Annotated in this window: 13 protein-coding genes; all 13 read left to right on the forward strand. The window is 69.9% G+C overall.

What is annotated here, in order from left to right; all coding sequences use genetic code 11:
• Window positions 1-2 precede the first annotated feature (2 nt).
• The 13 genes from K2X73_RS09845 to K2X73_RS09905 all read left to right on the forward strand — a co-directional run bounded on the left by K2X73_RS09845 (window position 3) and on the right by K2X73_RS09905 (window position 14459).
• Entirely contained in the window at window positions 3-557 is a 555-nt protein-coding gene (locus K2X73_RS09845) for a hypothetical protein (RefSeq protein ID WP_294110397.1), read from the forward strand.
• Window positions 554-2293, forward strand: a complete 1740-nt coding sequence (locus K2X73_RS09850) for a penicillin-binding protein 2 (RefSeq protein WP_294110399.1) — start codon at window positions 554-556, stop codon at window positions 2291-2293. The genes K2X73_RS09845 and K2X73_RS09850 overlap by 4 nt, the downstream gene beginning before the upstream one ends.
• Window positions 2290-3705, forward strand: coding sequence for a UDP-N-acetylmuramoyl-L-alanyl-D-glutamate--2,6-diaminopimelate ligase (locus K2X73_RS09855; protein ID WP_294110402.1), 1416 nt, complete (start codon window positions 2290-2292; stop codon window positions 3703-3705). Before K2X73_RS09850 ends, K2X73_RS09855 begins: the two co-directional genes overlap by 4 nt.
• Complete coding sequence (gene murF / locus K2X73_RS09860; RefSeq protein WP_294110404.1) at window positions 3702-5078, forward strand: UDP-N-acetylmuramoyl-tripeptide--D-alanyl-D-alanine ligase; 1377 nt, start codon at window positions 3702-3704, stop codon at window positions 5076-5078. The genes K2X73_RS09855 and murF overlap by 4 nt, the downstream gene beginning before the upstream one ends.
• On the forward strand, window positions 5078-6148 hold the full coding sequence (mraY, locus tag K2X73_RS09865) for a phospho-N-acetylmuramoyl-pentapeptide-transferase (RefSeq protein WP_294110406.1): 1071 nt from the start codon (window positions 5078-5080) through the stop codon (window positions 6146-6148). Before murF ends, mraY begins: the two co-directional genes overlap by 1 nt.
• Window positions 6145-7560: a UDP-N-acetylmuramoyl-L-alanine--D-glutamate ligase gene (gene murD, locus K2X73_RS09870; RefSeq protein ID WP_294110408.1), complete on the forward strand. Its 1416-nt coding sequence runs from the start codon at window positions 6145-6147 to the stop codon at window positions 7558-7560. Before mraY ends, murD begins: the two co-directional genes overlap by 4 nt.
• Window positions 7557-8777, forward strand: a complete 1221-nt coding sequence (locus tag K2X73_RS09875; RefSeq protein ID WP_294110410.1) for a putative peptidoglycan glycosyltransferase FtsW — start codon at window positions 7557-7559, stop codon at window positions 8775-8777. The genes murD and K2X73_RS09875 overlap by 4 nt, the downstream gene beginning before the upstream one ends.
• Window positions 8774-9928, forward strand: coding sequence for an undecaprenyldiphospho-muramoylpentapeptide beta-N-acetylglucosaminyltransferase (murG, locus tag K2X73_RS09880; RefSeq protein ID WP_294110412.1), 1155 nt, complete (start codon window positions 8774-8776; stop codon window positions 9926-9928). The genes K2X73_RS09875 and murG overlap by 4 nt, the downstream gene beginning before the upstream one ends.
• Complete coding sequence (murC, locus tag K2X73_RS09885; RefSeq protein ID WP_294110413.1) at window positions 9925-11328, forward strand: UDP-N-acetylmuramate--L-alanine ligase; 1404 nt, start codon at window positions 9925-9927, stop codon at window positions 11326-11328. Before murG ends, murC begins: the two co-directional genes overlap by 4 nt.
• Before the next feature lie 18 nt (window positions 11329-11346).
• Complete coding sequence (locus K2X73_RS09890) at window positions 11347-11520, forward strand: hypothetical protein (RefSeq protein ID WP_294110415.1); 174 nt, start codon at window positions 11347-11349, stop codon at window positions 11518-11520.
• Window positions 11521-11566: 46 nt separating this feature from the next.
• Entirely contained in the window at window positions 11567-12460 is an 894-nt protein-coding gene (gene murB / locus K2X73_RS09895) for a UDP-N-acetylmuramate dehydrogenase (protein ID WP_294110416.1), read from the forward strand.
• 158 nt (window positions 12461-12618) lie between these two features.
• Complete coding sequence (locus K2X73_RS09900; protein WP_294110417.1) at window positions 12619-13542, forward strand: D-alanine--D-alanine ligase; 924 nt, start codon at window positions 12619-12621, stop codon at window positions 13540-13542.
• A complete protein-coding gene (locus K2X73_RS09905; RefSeq protein WP_294110419.1) occupies window positions 13539-14459 on the forward strand; it encodes a cell division protein FtsQ/DivIB in 921 nt (306 codons plus the stop codon). Before K2X73_RS09900 ends, K2X73_RS09905 begins: the two co-directional genes overlap by 4 nt.
• Window position 14460 lies beyond the last annotated feature (1 nt).

Consider the following 14460-nt stretch of genomic DNA (forward strand, 5'->3'; position numbering starts at 1 on the left):
GGATGGCGGCATCGTATCGGTTCCGAGGGTTGGGGTGGTTCCTCGGCTGCGTGGTGGTTGTGCTGGGCTGCTATCTCGTGTCGCTGCAGGTCGCGGCGGAGCGCAAGAAGGTGGCGGACATGGATCGCGCCATCGCCCGGGCGACGCGCGACATCCGCCAGCTGGAAACCGAGTTCAACACCCGCGCCAGCCTCGCCCAGCTCGAACGCTGGAACCGCGAGGACATGATGCTCGACGCGCCGCGCGCCGAGCAGTTCGTGGCGGATGAGACGGTGCTCGCCGCGCTCGATCCGGCGACGCTCGGCACGCCGCAGCCGGTGCTGGCGAAGCTCGACGCGCCGGCGGTGCCGCCCGCCTTCGCCCAGGCCGCCCCGACCCCCGCGCCGACCCCAGCGCCTCAGGCGGCGGCGCAGCCGGCGCCCAAGCCCGCCGCGCCGGTGCTCGCCGCCGCTACCAACGCGCCGGCGCCCAACCGAACGGTCGCGATGATCAGCCGCAAGCTGCTCGCCGATCCTAGCATCGGCGCGCTGCTCGACGCGCCGCGGGGCACGCGGTGACCGTCCTCGTCGCCCGCCCGCCGCGGCCGCGCCTGGCGGGCGCGCGCCATCCGATCGCCCAGCTCGCGTCGGTCCGGCTGGTGATGCTGATGCTGCTGGTCGCGGGCGGCGTCGGCATTGTGCTGTTGCGGCTGGTGTGGCTCGGCGCGTTCGCCGCGCCGCAGACCGGGGCGGACGCCGCCGCCGCCCTGGTGCCGCTGCGCGGTGATCTGGTCGATCGCAACGGCGCGCCGCTTGCCCGCACGATCGACGCCTGGTCGATCGGCATTCACCCCAACAAGCTGGTCAACACCCCCGAGGAACTGGCGCCAAAGCTCGCCGAACTGATCCCCGACCATGACGAGGCCTGGTATCTGCGCGTGCTGCGATCGGGCGCGAACTTCACTTATCTTCAGCGCCGCGCGATGCCCGAGACGGTGCGCGCGGTGAACGCGCTCGGCGAGCCGGCGATGGCCTTCGCGCGCGAGCCCGAACGGCTCTATCCGCAAGGCGCGCTCGCGGCCCACACGCTCGGCTTCCTGAATTATGACGGCCACGGGATGCGCGGCATGGAGCGCTGGCTCGATACGCCGCTGAGCGACAAGAACGCCCGCGCCAAGCCGGTCGCGCTCTCGATCGACGCGCGGGTGCAGGGCGCGCTCGAGGCCGAGCTTGGCCAGGCGATGGCGAGCTTCCAGGCCAAGGGCGCGGCGGGGGTGATCCTGGACGTGGACACCGGCGAGATCGTGTCGATGGCCTCGCTCCCCAATTTCGACGCGAACCGCGTGCCGCGCGTGCAGGATGCGCGCAACCCCGATGATCCGGCGGCACTGCAACTGCGCAACAACGTGACGCAATCGGTCTATGAGCTGGGCTCGACCTTCAAGCCGATCAGCATCGCCGCGGCGATCGATGGCGGGGTCGTCACCTCGATGGCGCAGCGCTTCGACGCGACCCAGCCGCTCGCGATCGGCCGCTTCCACATTCGTGACGATCATCCTCAGCGCCGTTATCTGAACGCGGCGGAGACGCTGATCCACTCGTCGAACATCGCCACCGCGCGCATCGCCGACGCGATGGGGCCGGCGCGATTGCAGGCGATGTTCAAGCAGCTGGGGTTCGACACCCGCCCCGATGTCGAGCTGCATGAGCGTCAGCGCCCGATCTGGCCGCTCTATTGGGCGCGCGTCACGACGATGACGACGGCGTACGGCCACGGCATCGCCGTCACCCCGCTCCATCTGGCGAGCGCTTATGCGGCGCTGGTGAATGGCGGCGTCTGGCGGCCGGCGACGCTGCTGAAGGTCGCCCCCGGCCAGGCCGCCGCCGGTCGGCGGGTGATCAGCGCCGAGACGAGCGCGCGGATGCGGCAATTGCTCCGCCTCGTCGTGCTGCAGGGCACCGGCAAGAAGGGCGAGGCGCCGGGCTACCGCGTCGGCGGCAAGACCGGCACCGCCGAAGTCGCGATGAAGACGGGCTATTCCAAGAAGCGCAACGTCAGCACCTTCGCGGCGGCTTTCCCGATGGACGCACCGCGCTATGTGGTGGTTGCCATGCTCGATTCGCCGATCGCCAATGCCAGCTCCGCCGGCCAGACCACCGCCGCCTGGACGGTCGCGCCGGTCGTCAGCCGGGTGATCCTGCGCACCGCGCCACTGCTGGGTGTGATGCCCGACACGCGGCGCGACGTCGACCTGTCGGACATCACCCCGCTGATCTGGCACGCGCCGGGCGAGAATCAGGCGGTTCCCGAATGAGGCTCGGCACGCTCACCGGCGGCGACGAGCCGGCGCTGGTGACGGGCTTTGCCATTGATCATCGCAAGGTTGCCCCCGGCACCGTGTTCGGCGCCTTCCAGGGGCTGAGCGTGAACGGCGAGGATTTCATCCCCCAGGCGGTCGCGAGCGGCGCGGTCGCCGTGGTCGCGCGGCCCGAGGCGCGTGTCGAGGGCGCGGTCCACATCGCCGATACCAACCCGCGCGCCGCCTTCGCCCGGCTCGCCGCGCGCTTCTTCGCGCCGTTCCCCGAGACCTGCGTCGCGGTGACGGGCACCAACGGCAAGACCTCCACCGTCGAGATGACGCGCCAATTGTGGCGCATGGCCGGCCACCACGCCGCCTCGATCGGGACGTTGGGGGTGACGACCGCCGATGACCGGGTGACGACCGGGCTCACCACCCCCGATGTCGTCACCTTCCTGTCGAACGTCGCCGGGCTCGCGCGCGAAGGGGTGACGCATCTGGCGTTCGAGGCCTCCTCACACGGCCTGTCGCAGCACCGGACCGAGGGCGTGCCGGTCGCGGCGGCGGCGTTCACCAATCTCAGCCGCGATCATCTCGATTACCACCGCGACATGGACGATTATTTCGCCGCCAAGATGCGCCTGTTCGCCGAAGTGGTGGCGGATGGCGGCAGCGCGGTGATCTGGGCCGACGATCCGCGCGCCAAACAGGCCGCCGCGATCGCGCGGGCGCGGGGGCTCCGGGTCGTGACCATCGGCGAAGGTGGCGCCGATCTGCGCCTCGTCTCGCGCGCACCGACCCTGCTTGGCCAGGCGCTGGAGATCGAGCATGGCGGCAAGCGCCACAAGGTCAACCTGCCGCTGATCGGCGCCTATCAGGCGGCGAACGCGCTGACCGCCGCCGCGCTGGCGATCGCGACCGGCGGCGAGGCGAGCGCGGTGCTCGCCCGGCTCGCGCGGCTGCAGCCGGTGCGCGGGCGGCTGGAGCGCGCCGCGATCGCCCGCGCCGGAGCGCCGGTCTATGTCGATTACGCGCACACCCCCGATGCGATCGAGGCCGCGATCGCCGCGCTCAAGCCCCATGCGGAAGGGCGCCTGATCGTCGTGCTCGGCGCGGGCGGGGAGCGCGATCCCGGCAAGCGCGGCCCGATGGGCGCGGTCGCGGCGAGGGGCGCCGAGCTGGTGATCGTGACCGACGACAATCCGCGCGGCGAAGACCCCGCCACCATCCGCCGCGCCGTGCTCGAAGGCGCGCCGGGCGCGCGCGAGATCGCCGACCGGCGCGAGGCGATCGCCGCCGCCATATCCGAAGCCGGCCCCAGCGATATCGTCCTGATCGCCGGCAAGGGGCATGAGCAGGGCCAGATCGTCGGCGATCTGGTGCTGCCGTTCGACGACGTTCAGGTCGCGCGCGAGGTGGCGGGATGAGCGTTATTCTGTGGACCGCCGCCGAGATCGCGACCGCCACCGGCGGCGTCGCGATCGGCGAATGGGTCGCGACCGGGGTGACGTTCGATTCGCGCGAGGCGGGGCCGGGCGACCTGTTCGTCGCGCTGAAGGGCGCGAGCACCGACGGGCATCGCTATGTGCCGGAAGTGCTGGCCAAGGGCGTGTCGGGCGTGCTGGTGTCGCACCCGGTCGACGGGCCGCACGTGCTGGTGGCGGACACGATGGCGGCGCTGCAGGCGCTCGCGGTCGCGGCGCGGCAGCGGGTGGTGGGCAAAGTGATCGGCGTTACCGGCTCGGTCGGCAAGACCGGCACCAAGGAAGCGCTCTACGCCGCGCTGGAGCGCTCGATGCCGGGCCATGTCCATCGCTCGGTGAAGAGCTATAACAATCATACCGGCGTACCGCTCAGCCTCGCGCGGATGTCGTCGTGCCAGCGGTACAATGTGTTCGAGATGGGCATGAATCACGCGGGCGAACTCGCGGCGCTCACCCGGCTGGTGCGCCCGCATGTCGCGCTCATCACCGCGATCGCGCCGGCGCACACCCAGTTCTTCGATAGCGTGGAGGCGATCGCCGACGCCAAGGCGGAGATTTTCGAAGGGCTCGAGCCCGGCGGCACCGCGATCGTGCCGTTCGACAGCCCCTATGGCGAGCGGCTGGCGACGGCGGCGGCGCGGCACACCGCCAACGTCGTCAGCTTCGGGCTGGGCGAGGGCGCCGATGTCCGTGCGCTGGAGACGATGCGGACCCCGAACGGCACTTTCGTCACCGCCCGGCTGCAAAAGCGGGAACTGGGCTTCACCATCAACCAGCCGGGCGAGCATTGGGTGTCGAACGCGCTCGCGGTGCTGGCCGCGGTCGAGGCGGTGGGCGCCGATGTCGCGCTCGCCGGCCTCGCGCTCGCCGAGCTGGGCGGGCTGCCGGGGCGCGGCGCGCGGCTGAACGTCGCGCTGCCGGGGGGCGGCACGGCCCTGGTGATCGACGAGAGCTATAACGCTAACCCCAGCTCGATGCGCGCGACGCTCGCGGTGCTGGGCGCCGAAAGCGCCGCGCGCAAGCTCGCGGTGCTGGGCGAGATGCGCGAATTGGGGGCGGCGAGCGCCGATTATCACGCCGGTCTCGCCGCGCCGCTGATCGAGGCCGGGGTTATCCACGCAATTCTGGTGGGGGAGGGCATGGCCCCGCTCGCGCGCGCGCTTGAGGGACGGCTCGATTTCGTCCATGTGCCGGGCGCGAGCGAGGCGGAAGGCGCGCTGCGCGCGGTGCTCGCCGCTGGCGATGCCGTGCTCGTCAAGGGATCGAATGGCGTGGGGCTGTCGCGCTTGGTCGCGCGGCTCGGGGAACAGGCATAATGCTGTATTTCATCGCCCAGCAACTGGGTTTTCCGGGCGTTTTGAACCTGATCCGCTATCTGAGCTTCCGCTCGGGCATGGCGGTGGCGACCGCGCTGCTGATCGGGCTGGTGATCGGCCCGCGCTTCATCGGCTGGCTGCGCGTGCGCCAGGGCAAGGGGCAGCCGATCCGCACCGACGGCCCGCAATCGCACCTCGCCAAGCGCGGCACGCCAACGATGGGCGGGCTGATGATCCTGACCGCGCTGGTGCTCGCGGTGCTGATCTGGATGGACTTGAGCAACCCTTATGTCTGGGCGTGCCTGTTCGTGACGCTTGGCTTCGGGATGATCGGTTTCCTCGATGATTACGACAAGGTGCGCAAGCAGAAGACCGCCGGGATCAGCAGCCGCGCGCGGCTGGCGGGCGAGTTCCTGATCGCGGGGCTCGCCAGCTGGGTGATCACCCAGCAGAACGGTACGCATCTGTACCTGCCGTTCTTCAGCGAGGTGTCGATCGACCTCGGTTATTTCTACATCCTGTTCGCTGCCTTCACGATCGTCGCGTTCGGCAACGCCGTGAACTTGACGGACGGGCTCGATGGCCTGGCGACGATGCCGGTGATCATCGCCGCGGTCGCGTTCATGCTGATCGTCTATCTGGCCGGCAATGTGAAGTTCGCGGGTTATCTCGGCATTCCGCATGTGCGCGGCGCGGGCGATTTGGCGATCTTCTGCGGCGCGATCGTGGGCGCGGGACTCGCGTTCCTGTGGTTCAACGCGCCGCCGGCGGCGGTGTTCATGGGGGACACCGGCAGCCTCGCGCTCGGCGGCGCGCTCGGGGCGATCGCGGTGGTAGCCCATCACGAGATCGTGCTCGGGATCATCGGCGGGCTGTTCGTGATGGAAGCGCTGTCGGTGATCATCCAGGTGTTCAGCTATAAGCGTTTCGGCAAGCGCGTTTTCCGCATGGCGCCGATTCACCATCATTTCGAGCAGCTTGGCTGGGCCGAAAGCACGGTCGTGATCCGCTTCTGGATCATTTCGCTGGTGCTGGCGCTCGCCGGGCTGTCGACGCTGAAGCTCAGATGATCACGAGCCGCGCCTGGGCGGGCAAGCGCTATGCCGTGCTCGGCCTCGCGCGATCGGGCGCGGCGACGGTCGCCGCGCTGCTCGCGGGCGGGGCGCGGGTCGTGGCGTGGGATAGCGACGCCACGAAGCGCACCCAAATCCTCCCCGTTCACGGGGAGGGGGACCAGCCGCAGGCTGGTGGAGGGGGTGGCGAGCCTGGAACCGCCGCCGGCTCGTCGCTGCCCACCCCCTCCACCACCGGCCTGCGGCCGGCGGTCCCCCTCCCCATGAATGGGGAGGATTTGGTGGTGGCCGACCTCGACACGCTTGATCTCTCGACCTTCGACGCCCTTGTCGTCTCCCCTGGCGTGCCGCTCAACCGCCACCCGCTCGCCGCCAAGGCGCGCGCGGCGGGCGTGCCCGTCATCGGCGACATCGAACTTTTCGCCCAGGCGCGCGCCGAGCTGCCGCCGCACAAGGTGGTTGGCATCACCGGCACCAACGGCAAGTCGACGACCACCGCGCTCGTCCACCACATGCTGCAAACGGCGGGCGTGCCGAGCCTGATGGCGGGCAATATCGGCCTGCCGATCCTGTCGCGCGATCCGCTGCCCGCGGGCGGCGTCTATGTGCTCGAGCTCAGCAGCTACCAGATCGACCTGACGCAAAGCCTCGATTGCAATGTCGCGGTGCTGCTCAACATCACCCCCGATCACCTCGATCGCTACCGCGATTTCGAGGATTATGCCGCCGCCAAGGCGCGGCTGTTCACGATGCAGGCGCGCGAGCACCGCGCGATCATTTCGATCGCCGATACCCCGTCCGCGCTCATCGCGCGTGCGCTGTCGGCCAAGGGCGAACAGCTGATCAAGATCGCGCCGGGCTTCTGCATGGATCAATCGCGCTGGCCGCGCCTGCAAGGCCCGCACAACGCCCAGAACGCGCTCGCCGCGATCAATGTTGCGGAGGCGCTCGGTGTGCCCAACCCGGCGATCGACCGCGCGCTGGAGAGCTTCGCGGGCCTGCCGCACCGGATGGAGCTGGTCGGCGAGCGGAACGGGGTGCGCTTCGTCAATGACAGCAAGGCGACGAATGCGGAGAGCGCCGCCCCCGCGCTCGCCGCGTTCGATCGCATCCACTGGATCCTGGGCGGGCAGGCGAAAAGCGCCTCGCTGGCGGCCGCCGCCAAGAATTTCGGCAATGTCGTCCACGCTTACACGATCGGGGACGCCGCCGAGACGTTCGCCGCCGCGCTCGCGGGGCAAGTGCCGGTGACGGTGAGTGGCACGCTCGACGCGGCGCTCCGGGCGGCGGTCGGCAACGCCGAGCCGGGCGATACCGTGCTGCTCTCCCCCGCCGCCGCCTCGTTCGATCAGTTCCGCGATTTCGAGGATCGGGGAGAGACATTCCGCCGGCTGGTGACGGCGCTATGAACGACAGCCGCGCCACCCGCCGCCGCGAGCTGTGGGCGAAGATGAAGCCGCGCACCGGGCGCGGCTCGCGCCACCCGCTGGCGATGTGGTTCTTCGATATCGACCGGGTGCTGCTGCTGCTCGCCTTGTTGCTGATCGCGATCGGGCTGCTGGCGGTCGCCGCGGGATCGCCGGCTTCGGCGGCGCGCTATTCGGGCGACAAGGTGCATTTTCCGCCGCTCTATTATTTCTGGCGCCAGCTGATGTGGGTCACCTTGTCGGTGCCGCTGATGCTGGTCGTCTCGATGCTGCCGATCGAAACCGCGCGGCGCGGCGCGCTGCTGGGCGCGGGGTTCTTCCTCGCCTGCCTCGCGCTGGTGCCGTTCGTCGGCGTCGAGGTGAACGGCGCGCGGCGCTGGATCGGCGCGGGGATCGCGCAGTTCCAGCCGAGCGAGTTCCTGAAGCCCTGTTTCGTCGTGCTCGTCGCCTGGCTGCTGTCGCTGCGCGAGAAGGAGCCCGATTTGCCGGTGGTGCCGATCAGCTTCGCGCTGATGGCGCTGATCGGCGCGCTGCTGATGCTGCAGCCCGATTTCGGGCAGACGGTGATCTTCAGCGTGATCTGGGTGACGCTGCTGATGGTCTCGGGCGTGCCGCTGCGCGTGCTGGGGATGCTCGGCGGGATGGGGCTCGCCGGGATCGTCGCCGCTTATCTGTTCTACGACACCGCGCGCATCCGTATCGACGCTTTCCTGTTCCGGGGCGACGAGGACAAGGCGATCGACCATTATCAGACCGACATGGCGCACGCGACGATCACCGGCGGCGGCTGGCTCGGCACCGGCCCCGGCGGCGGCACGATGAAGTTCAAGCTGCCCGAGGCGCATACCGATTACATCTTCTCGGTGATCGGCGAGGAATTTGGCCTCATCGCCTGCGCGGTGATCGCGCTGCTGTTCCTGGCGCTGGTCGTGCGGGTGGTGGTGAAACTGCTCGACGAGACCGACGCTTTCCGCCTGCTCGCCGCCGCCGGCCTCGCGACCCAGTTCGGCGCGCAGGCGCTCGTCTCGATGGCGGTCAACACCGGCATCGCGCCGTCGAAGGGGATGACCTTGCCCTTCATTTCCTATGGTGGGTCATCGATGATCGCGCTGTCGGCGGGAATGGGCTTGCTGCTCGCTTTCACTCGGCGCAATCCGTTCCTCGTTCAGTCCCCCTATATCGTTCGGTGGCAGCAATGAGTGAGGCGCGACATTTCGTTTTGGCGGCGGGCGGCACCGGCGGGCATATGGTGCCCGCCGCCGCGCTCGCCGCCGAGCTGATCCGGCGGGGGCATTCGGTCGCGCTGGTGAGCGACGCGCGCGGGGTGCGCTTTCCCGGGCTGTTCGAAGGGATCGAGACGCATATCGTCCCGGCGGCGCCGCTGAAGGGCGGTCCGCTCGGCTGGGCGCGCGCGGGCCGCTCGATGCTCGCCGGGCGACGCATGGCGATCCGGCTGTTCAAGGAACGGCGCCCGGCGGCGGTGGTGGGCTTTGGCGGCTATCCCGCGCTGCCGGCGTTGCTCGGCGCGTTCGCGTTGCGGGTGCCAACGGCGGTGCATGAGCAGAACGCGGTGCTCGGCCGCGTCAACCGCCTCGTCGCGACGCGGGTGACGGCGATCGCGACCAGCTATGCCAGGGTCGAGCGTCTTTCCCGCGCGCTGGAGGGCAAGACGCGGCTCGTCGGCAATCCGGTGCGCGAGGCGATCGCGCGGCTGCGCGAGCAGCCCTATCCGCTTCTGGAGGAGGACGGCATCTTCCGCATCCTGGTGACGGGCGGCAGCCAGGGCGCGAGCGTGCTGAGCCAGGTGGTGCCCGATGGCCTCGCGCTGTTGCCCATAAGCTTCCGCCGGCGGATGCAGGTGACGCACCAGGCGCGGCCCGAGGACATTGAAGCGGTGCGCGCCAAATATGCCGACCTCCAGATCGCGGCCGAACTCGCGACCTATCTGCCCGATATGCCCGAACAGCTCGCCTGGGCGCATCTGGTGATCGCGCGCGCGGGCGCCTCGACCATCGCGGAGCTTACCTGCGCCGGGCGCCCGGCGATCCTGGTGCCGCTGCCCGCCGCGACCGACGATCACCAGACCGCGAACGCGCGCGAGATGACCGACGTGGGCGGCGCGCGCACCATCGCGCAGCGCGCCTTCACCCCCGTGGAGCTTGCCAAGCAAATGCAGAAGCTGGGCCTCGACCCGCAAGCGCTGGAAAATGCCGCCGGCCGCGCGCGGACGCTGGGCCGGCCCGATGCCGCGCGCGATCTCGCCGATCTGGTCGAGATGCTCGACGCGCCCTATAGCGGCCTGCCCGTTGGCCGCGTCGCCCCCGCGCAACCCAAGGCGGCGTTCGCATGAAGGGCCTGCGCGACATCGGCACCATCCATTTCATCGGGATCGGCGGCATCGGCATGTCGGGCATCGCCGAGGTGATGCACAATCTCGGCTACCGCGTGCAGGGATCGGACGTGGCCGAGGGCTATGTGGTGCAGGGCCTGCGCGACCGCGGTATCCCGGTGTTCATCGGCCATGATGCGGAAAATCTGGGCGAGGCGGCGGTGATCGTCACCTCCACCGCGATCAAGCGCGGCAATCCCGAGGTCGAGGCGGCTTATGAACGCCGCATCCCGGTCGTCCGCCGCGCGGAAATGCTCGCCGAGCTTATGCGGCTGAAGCAGACGGTCGCGGTGGCGGGCACCCACGGCAAGACCACGACGACCTCGATGGTCGCCGCGATCCTCGACGCGGGCGGGGTGGACCCGACCGTGATCAACGGCGGCATCATCAACAGCTATGGCTCGAACGCGCGGCTGGGCGCGAGCGACTGGATGGTCGTGGAGGCGGATGAGAGCGACGGCAGCTTCCTGCGGCTCGACGGCACGATCGCGGTCGTCACCAATATCGATCCCGAACATCTCGATCATTATGGCGCGTTCGATCGGGTGAAGGACGCCTTCGTCCAGTTCATCGAGAATGTGCCCTTTTACGGCGCCGCCTTGCTCTGCCTCGATCACCCCGAAGTGCAGGGCATCCTGCCGCGCGTGCGCGACCGGCGGATCGTGACCTATGGCTTTTCCGCGCAAGCGGACGTGCGCGGCGTGAACGTGACGCCGTATCCCGGCGGCAACAAGTTCGAGGCGATCGTGCGCCACCGCGACGGCAGCTATCGCTCGATCGAGCATATCGATCTGCCGATGCCGGGCCGGCATAACGTGCAGAACGCGCTGGCGGCCATCGGGGTCGCGCTCGAACTCGGCATCCCGGACGAGACGATCCAGCGCGGCTTCGCGGCGTTCGGCGGGGTCAAGCGGCGCTTCACCAAGGTGGGCGAGGTGGCGGGCGCGACCGTGATCGACGATTATGGCCACCACCCGGTCGAAATCCGCGCGGTGCTCTCCGCCGCGCGCGAGGCGGCGCAGGGGCGGGTGCTCGCGGTGTGCCAGCCGCACCGCTATTCGCGGCTGGGGAGCCTGATGGAGGAGTTCCAGCAGGCGTTCAACGATGCCGATATGGTGTTCGTCACCCCGGTCTATGCCGCCGGCGAGGCGCCGATCGAGGGGGTTTCGGCGGAGGCGCTCGTCGCTGGCATCAAGCATCGCGGGCACCGTTCGGCGCAGGCGGTGGCGGACGCCGAGGAACTGGCGCGCGCGCTCGCCGAGGCGGTGCAGCCGGGCGACCAGATCATCTGCCTGGGCGCGGGCGACATCACCAAATGGGCGGCGGGCCTGGCCGACGCGATCACGGCGGCGCGGGGGTAGCGGAAGGATAGGGGCGTTATGACCAGCATTTTCGATCTTTCGCTCGCCTGGCAGCGCCAGCTGCTCGACGTGCAGCGCGCTTTCCTCTCGGCGGGCGAGGCGACCGTCGCCTGGCAGGAAGCCAGCCGCCGCGCGACCGAGGCCAATGTCGCCGCGATGGCGAGCTGGGCAAGGCTGTGGGGCGGGCGGTGAGCTTCAAGCGTAACATGAAGCCCCTCCCCTTGAGGGGAGGGGGGTAGTGGCTACCCTCACCCTCCCCAAGGTGCGCGGTTCGCTCACCACCAACGCGCCGCTCGCGCCGCTCGTCTGGTTCAAGGCGGGCGGGGCGGCGGCGTGGCTGTTCGAGCCCGCCGACCGCGACGATCTGTGCGCGTTCCTGGCGGCGCTCGACCCGGCGGTACCGGTGATGGCGCTCGGGCTCGGCTCGAACCTGATCGTGCGCGATGGCGGGGTGCCGGGAGTGGTGGTGCGGCTGGGCAAGCCCTTCGCTTATGCGCGGGCCGAGGGCGACAGGCTCGTCTGCGGCGGTGGGGCGAGCGGGATCCTGGTCTCCTCCGCCGCGCGCGACGCGGGGCTCGGGGGACTTGAGTTTCTGCGCTCGATCCCCGGGACCGTCGGCGGGTTCGTGCGGATGAACGGCGGCGCTTATGGGCGCGAGACGGCGGACGTCCTCGCCGCCGCCACGATCGTCCAGCGCGACGGGCTGGTCGAAACGCTGCCGGTGGAAGCGCTCGGCTACAGCTATCGCCACTCCGCTTTGTCCGAAGGGGCGGTGGTGATCGAGGCGGTGTTCGCGGGCACGCCGGGCGACCCGGCCACGATCCAGGCCGAGATGGACCGCATCGCCGCCGCGCGCGAGGCGAGCCAGCCGCTGCGCAGCAAGACCGGCGGCTCGACCTTCAAGAACCCGCCGGGCGACAAGGCCTGGGCGCTGATCGACCGCGCCGGTTGCCGGGGCCTGCGGCTGGGCGACGCGCAGGTGAGCGAAAAACATTGCAACTTCCTGCTCAACCTGGGCGCCGCGACCAGCGCCGAGATCGAGGGATTGGGCGAGGAAGTACGGACGCGGGTGAAAGCGGCGACGGGGATCGAGCTGGAATGGGAGATCAAGCGCGTGGGGGTGGTGGCGTGACTTATCCGCAAAAAACCTCCCCAAGCTTGCTTGGGGAGGGGGACCGCCGCAGGCGGTGGAGGGGCGGCGCCGAGCGCCAACGGTCGCGCCCAGCAGCCGCCCCTCCACCATTTGCTGCGCAAATGGTCCCCCTCCCCATGAAATGGGGAGGATTTTAGGTGACTGCCCCCCTCCACATCGCCGTTCTGATGGGCGGCTGGTCGGCCGAGCGCGCGGTGTCGCTCAAATCGGGCGCGGGCGTCGCCGAGGCGCTCGCAAGCCTCGGCCACCGCGTCACCCGCATCGACATGGACCATGATGTCGCCGCGCGCCTCGCCGAGGCCGCGCCGGATGTCGTCTTCAACGCGCTCCACGGCTCGCCGGGCGAGGACGGCACGGTGCAGGGGATGCTCGACCTGATGGGGCTCAAATACACCCATTCGGGCCGCGTCGCCTCGGTGATCGCGATCGACAAGCAGCTCACCAAGCTGCTGCTGATCCCGCACGGCGTGCCGATGCCGGGCGGGCGGATCGTGAAATCGGCCGAATTGTTCGAGCGCGATCCGCTGCCGCGCCCCTATGTGGTGAAGCCGATCAACGAAGGCTCCTCGGTCGGCGTCGCGATCGTGACCAATGAGGGCAATTACGGCCAGCCGATCGGCCGCGACACGCGCGGGCCGTGGGCCGAGTTCGACGAACTGCTCGCCGAACCCTTCATCCGCGGGCGCGAGCTGACGACGGCGGTGCTCGGCGATCAGGCCCTCGGCGTCACCGAACTGCGCCCCAAGTCCGGCTTCTACGATTATGACGCCAAATATACCGACGGCCTGACCGACCATCTCTACCCCGCGCCGGTGCCCGACGCGATCGCCCAGGCGTGCGAGCGGATCGCGCTGCAGGCGCACCGGCTGCTGGGGTGCAAGGGCTGCAGCCGCGCCGATTTCCGCTGGGACGACAGCCAGGGCGAGGAAGGGCTGTTCCTGCTCGAGGTGAACACCCAGCCCGGCATGACGCCCTTGAGCCTGGTGCCCGAACAGGCGCGCCACCGGGGCATCGGCTATCCCGAGCTGTGCCAGCGCATCGTCGATGAGGCGCTGAAATGAGCAAGACGATCCGCCGGGGCACGCCCCCCCGTAAAGTCGTCGCCAGCGGCAACCGCAAGCTGCCGGTGGTGCGCAAGCAATCGGTGATCGACCGCGCGCTGCTGATGCTGCCCGTCTCCGAAGCGACGCTGAAGCGCGGCGTGACGCTGATGTTCACCGGCGCGGTGCTCGCCGGGCTGTTCGCGCTCTCGACGCTGTTCGGCGTGCCGCAGGCGGCGGGGTTGGCGGCCGCCGAGGCGCTGGGCGATGCGGGCTTCCGCGTCCGCTCGATCGAGGTGAAGGGCGCGGCGCGGATGAACGCGATGACCGTGTACGCCGCGGTGCTCGATCAGAAATCGCGGGCGATGCCGCTGGTCGATCTGGGCGCGGTGCGCGCCAAGCTGCTGCGCTATGGCTGGATCGCCGACGCGCAGGTCTCGCGCCGGCTGCCCGACCGGCTGGTGATCAACCTGATTGAACGGCGCGAGGCGGCGCTGTGGCAATATCAGGGGCGCGTCATGCTGATCGACGCGGACGGCGTGCCGCTGGAGGCGGTCGCCCCGGAAAAGGCGCCGGCCTTGCCGCTGCTGATCGGCCCCGGCGCGAACGAGCAGATCGCGCTCTATCGCCGCCTGCTCGATAGCGCGCCGGCGATGAAGCCCGTCGTCAAGGCCGCGACCTGGGTGGGCAATCGCCGCTGGGACTTGCTGTTCGACACCGGCGAGACGCTGCAACTGCCCGAGGAGGGCGCGGCGCAGGCGCTGGTGAAATTCGCCGAGATCGAGGGCAAGGATCGGCTGCTCGGCCGGGGTTGGGCGCGGTTCGACCTGCGCGACCCCAACAAGTTCGTCGCGCGCAAATCGAGCGAGGCGGCACCTCGGGCGATGACGGATACCTCGGCGATCGAAACCGCGTCATGGTCGGGCGAAACGGGATAGG

This window comes from Sphingomonas sp. (genome assembly GCF_019746665.1).
GTDB lineage: Bacteria > Pseudomonadota > Alphaproteobacteria > Sphingomonadales > Sphingomonadaceae > Sphingomonas.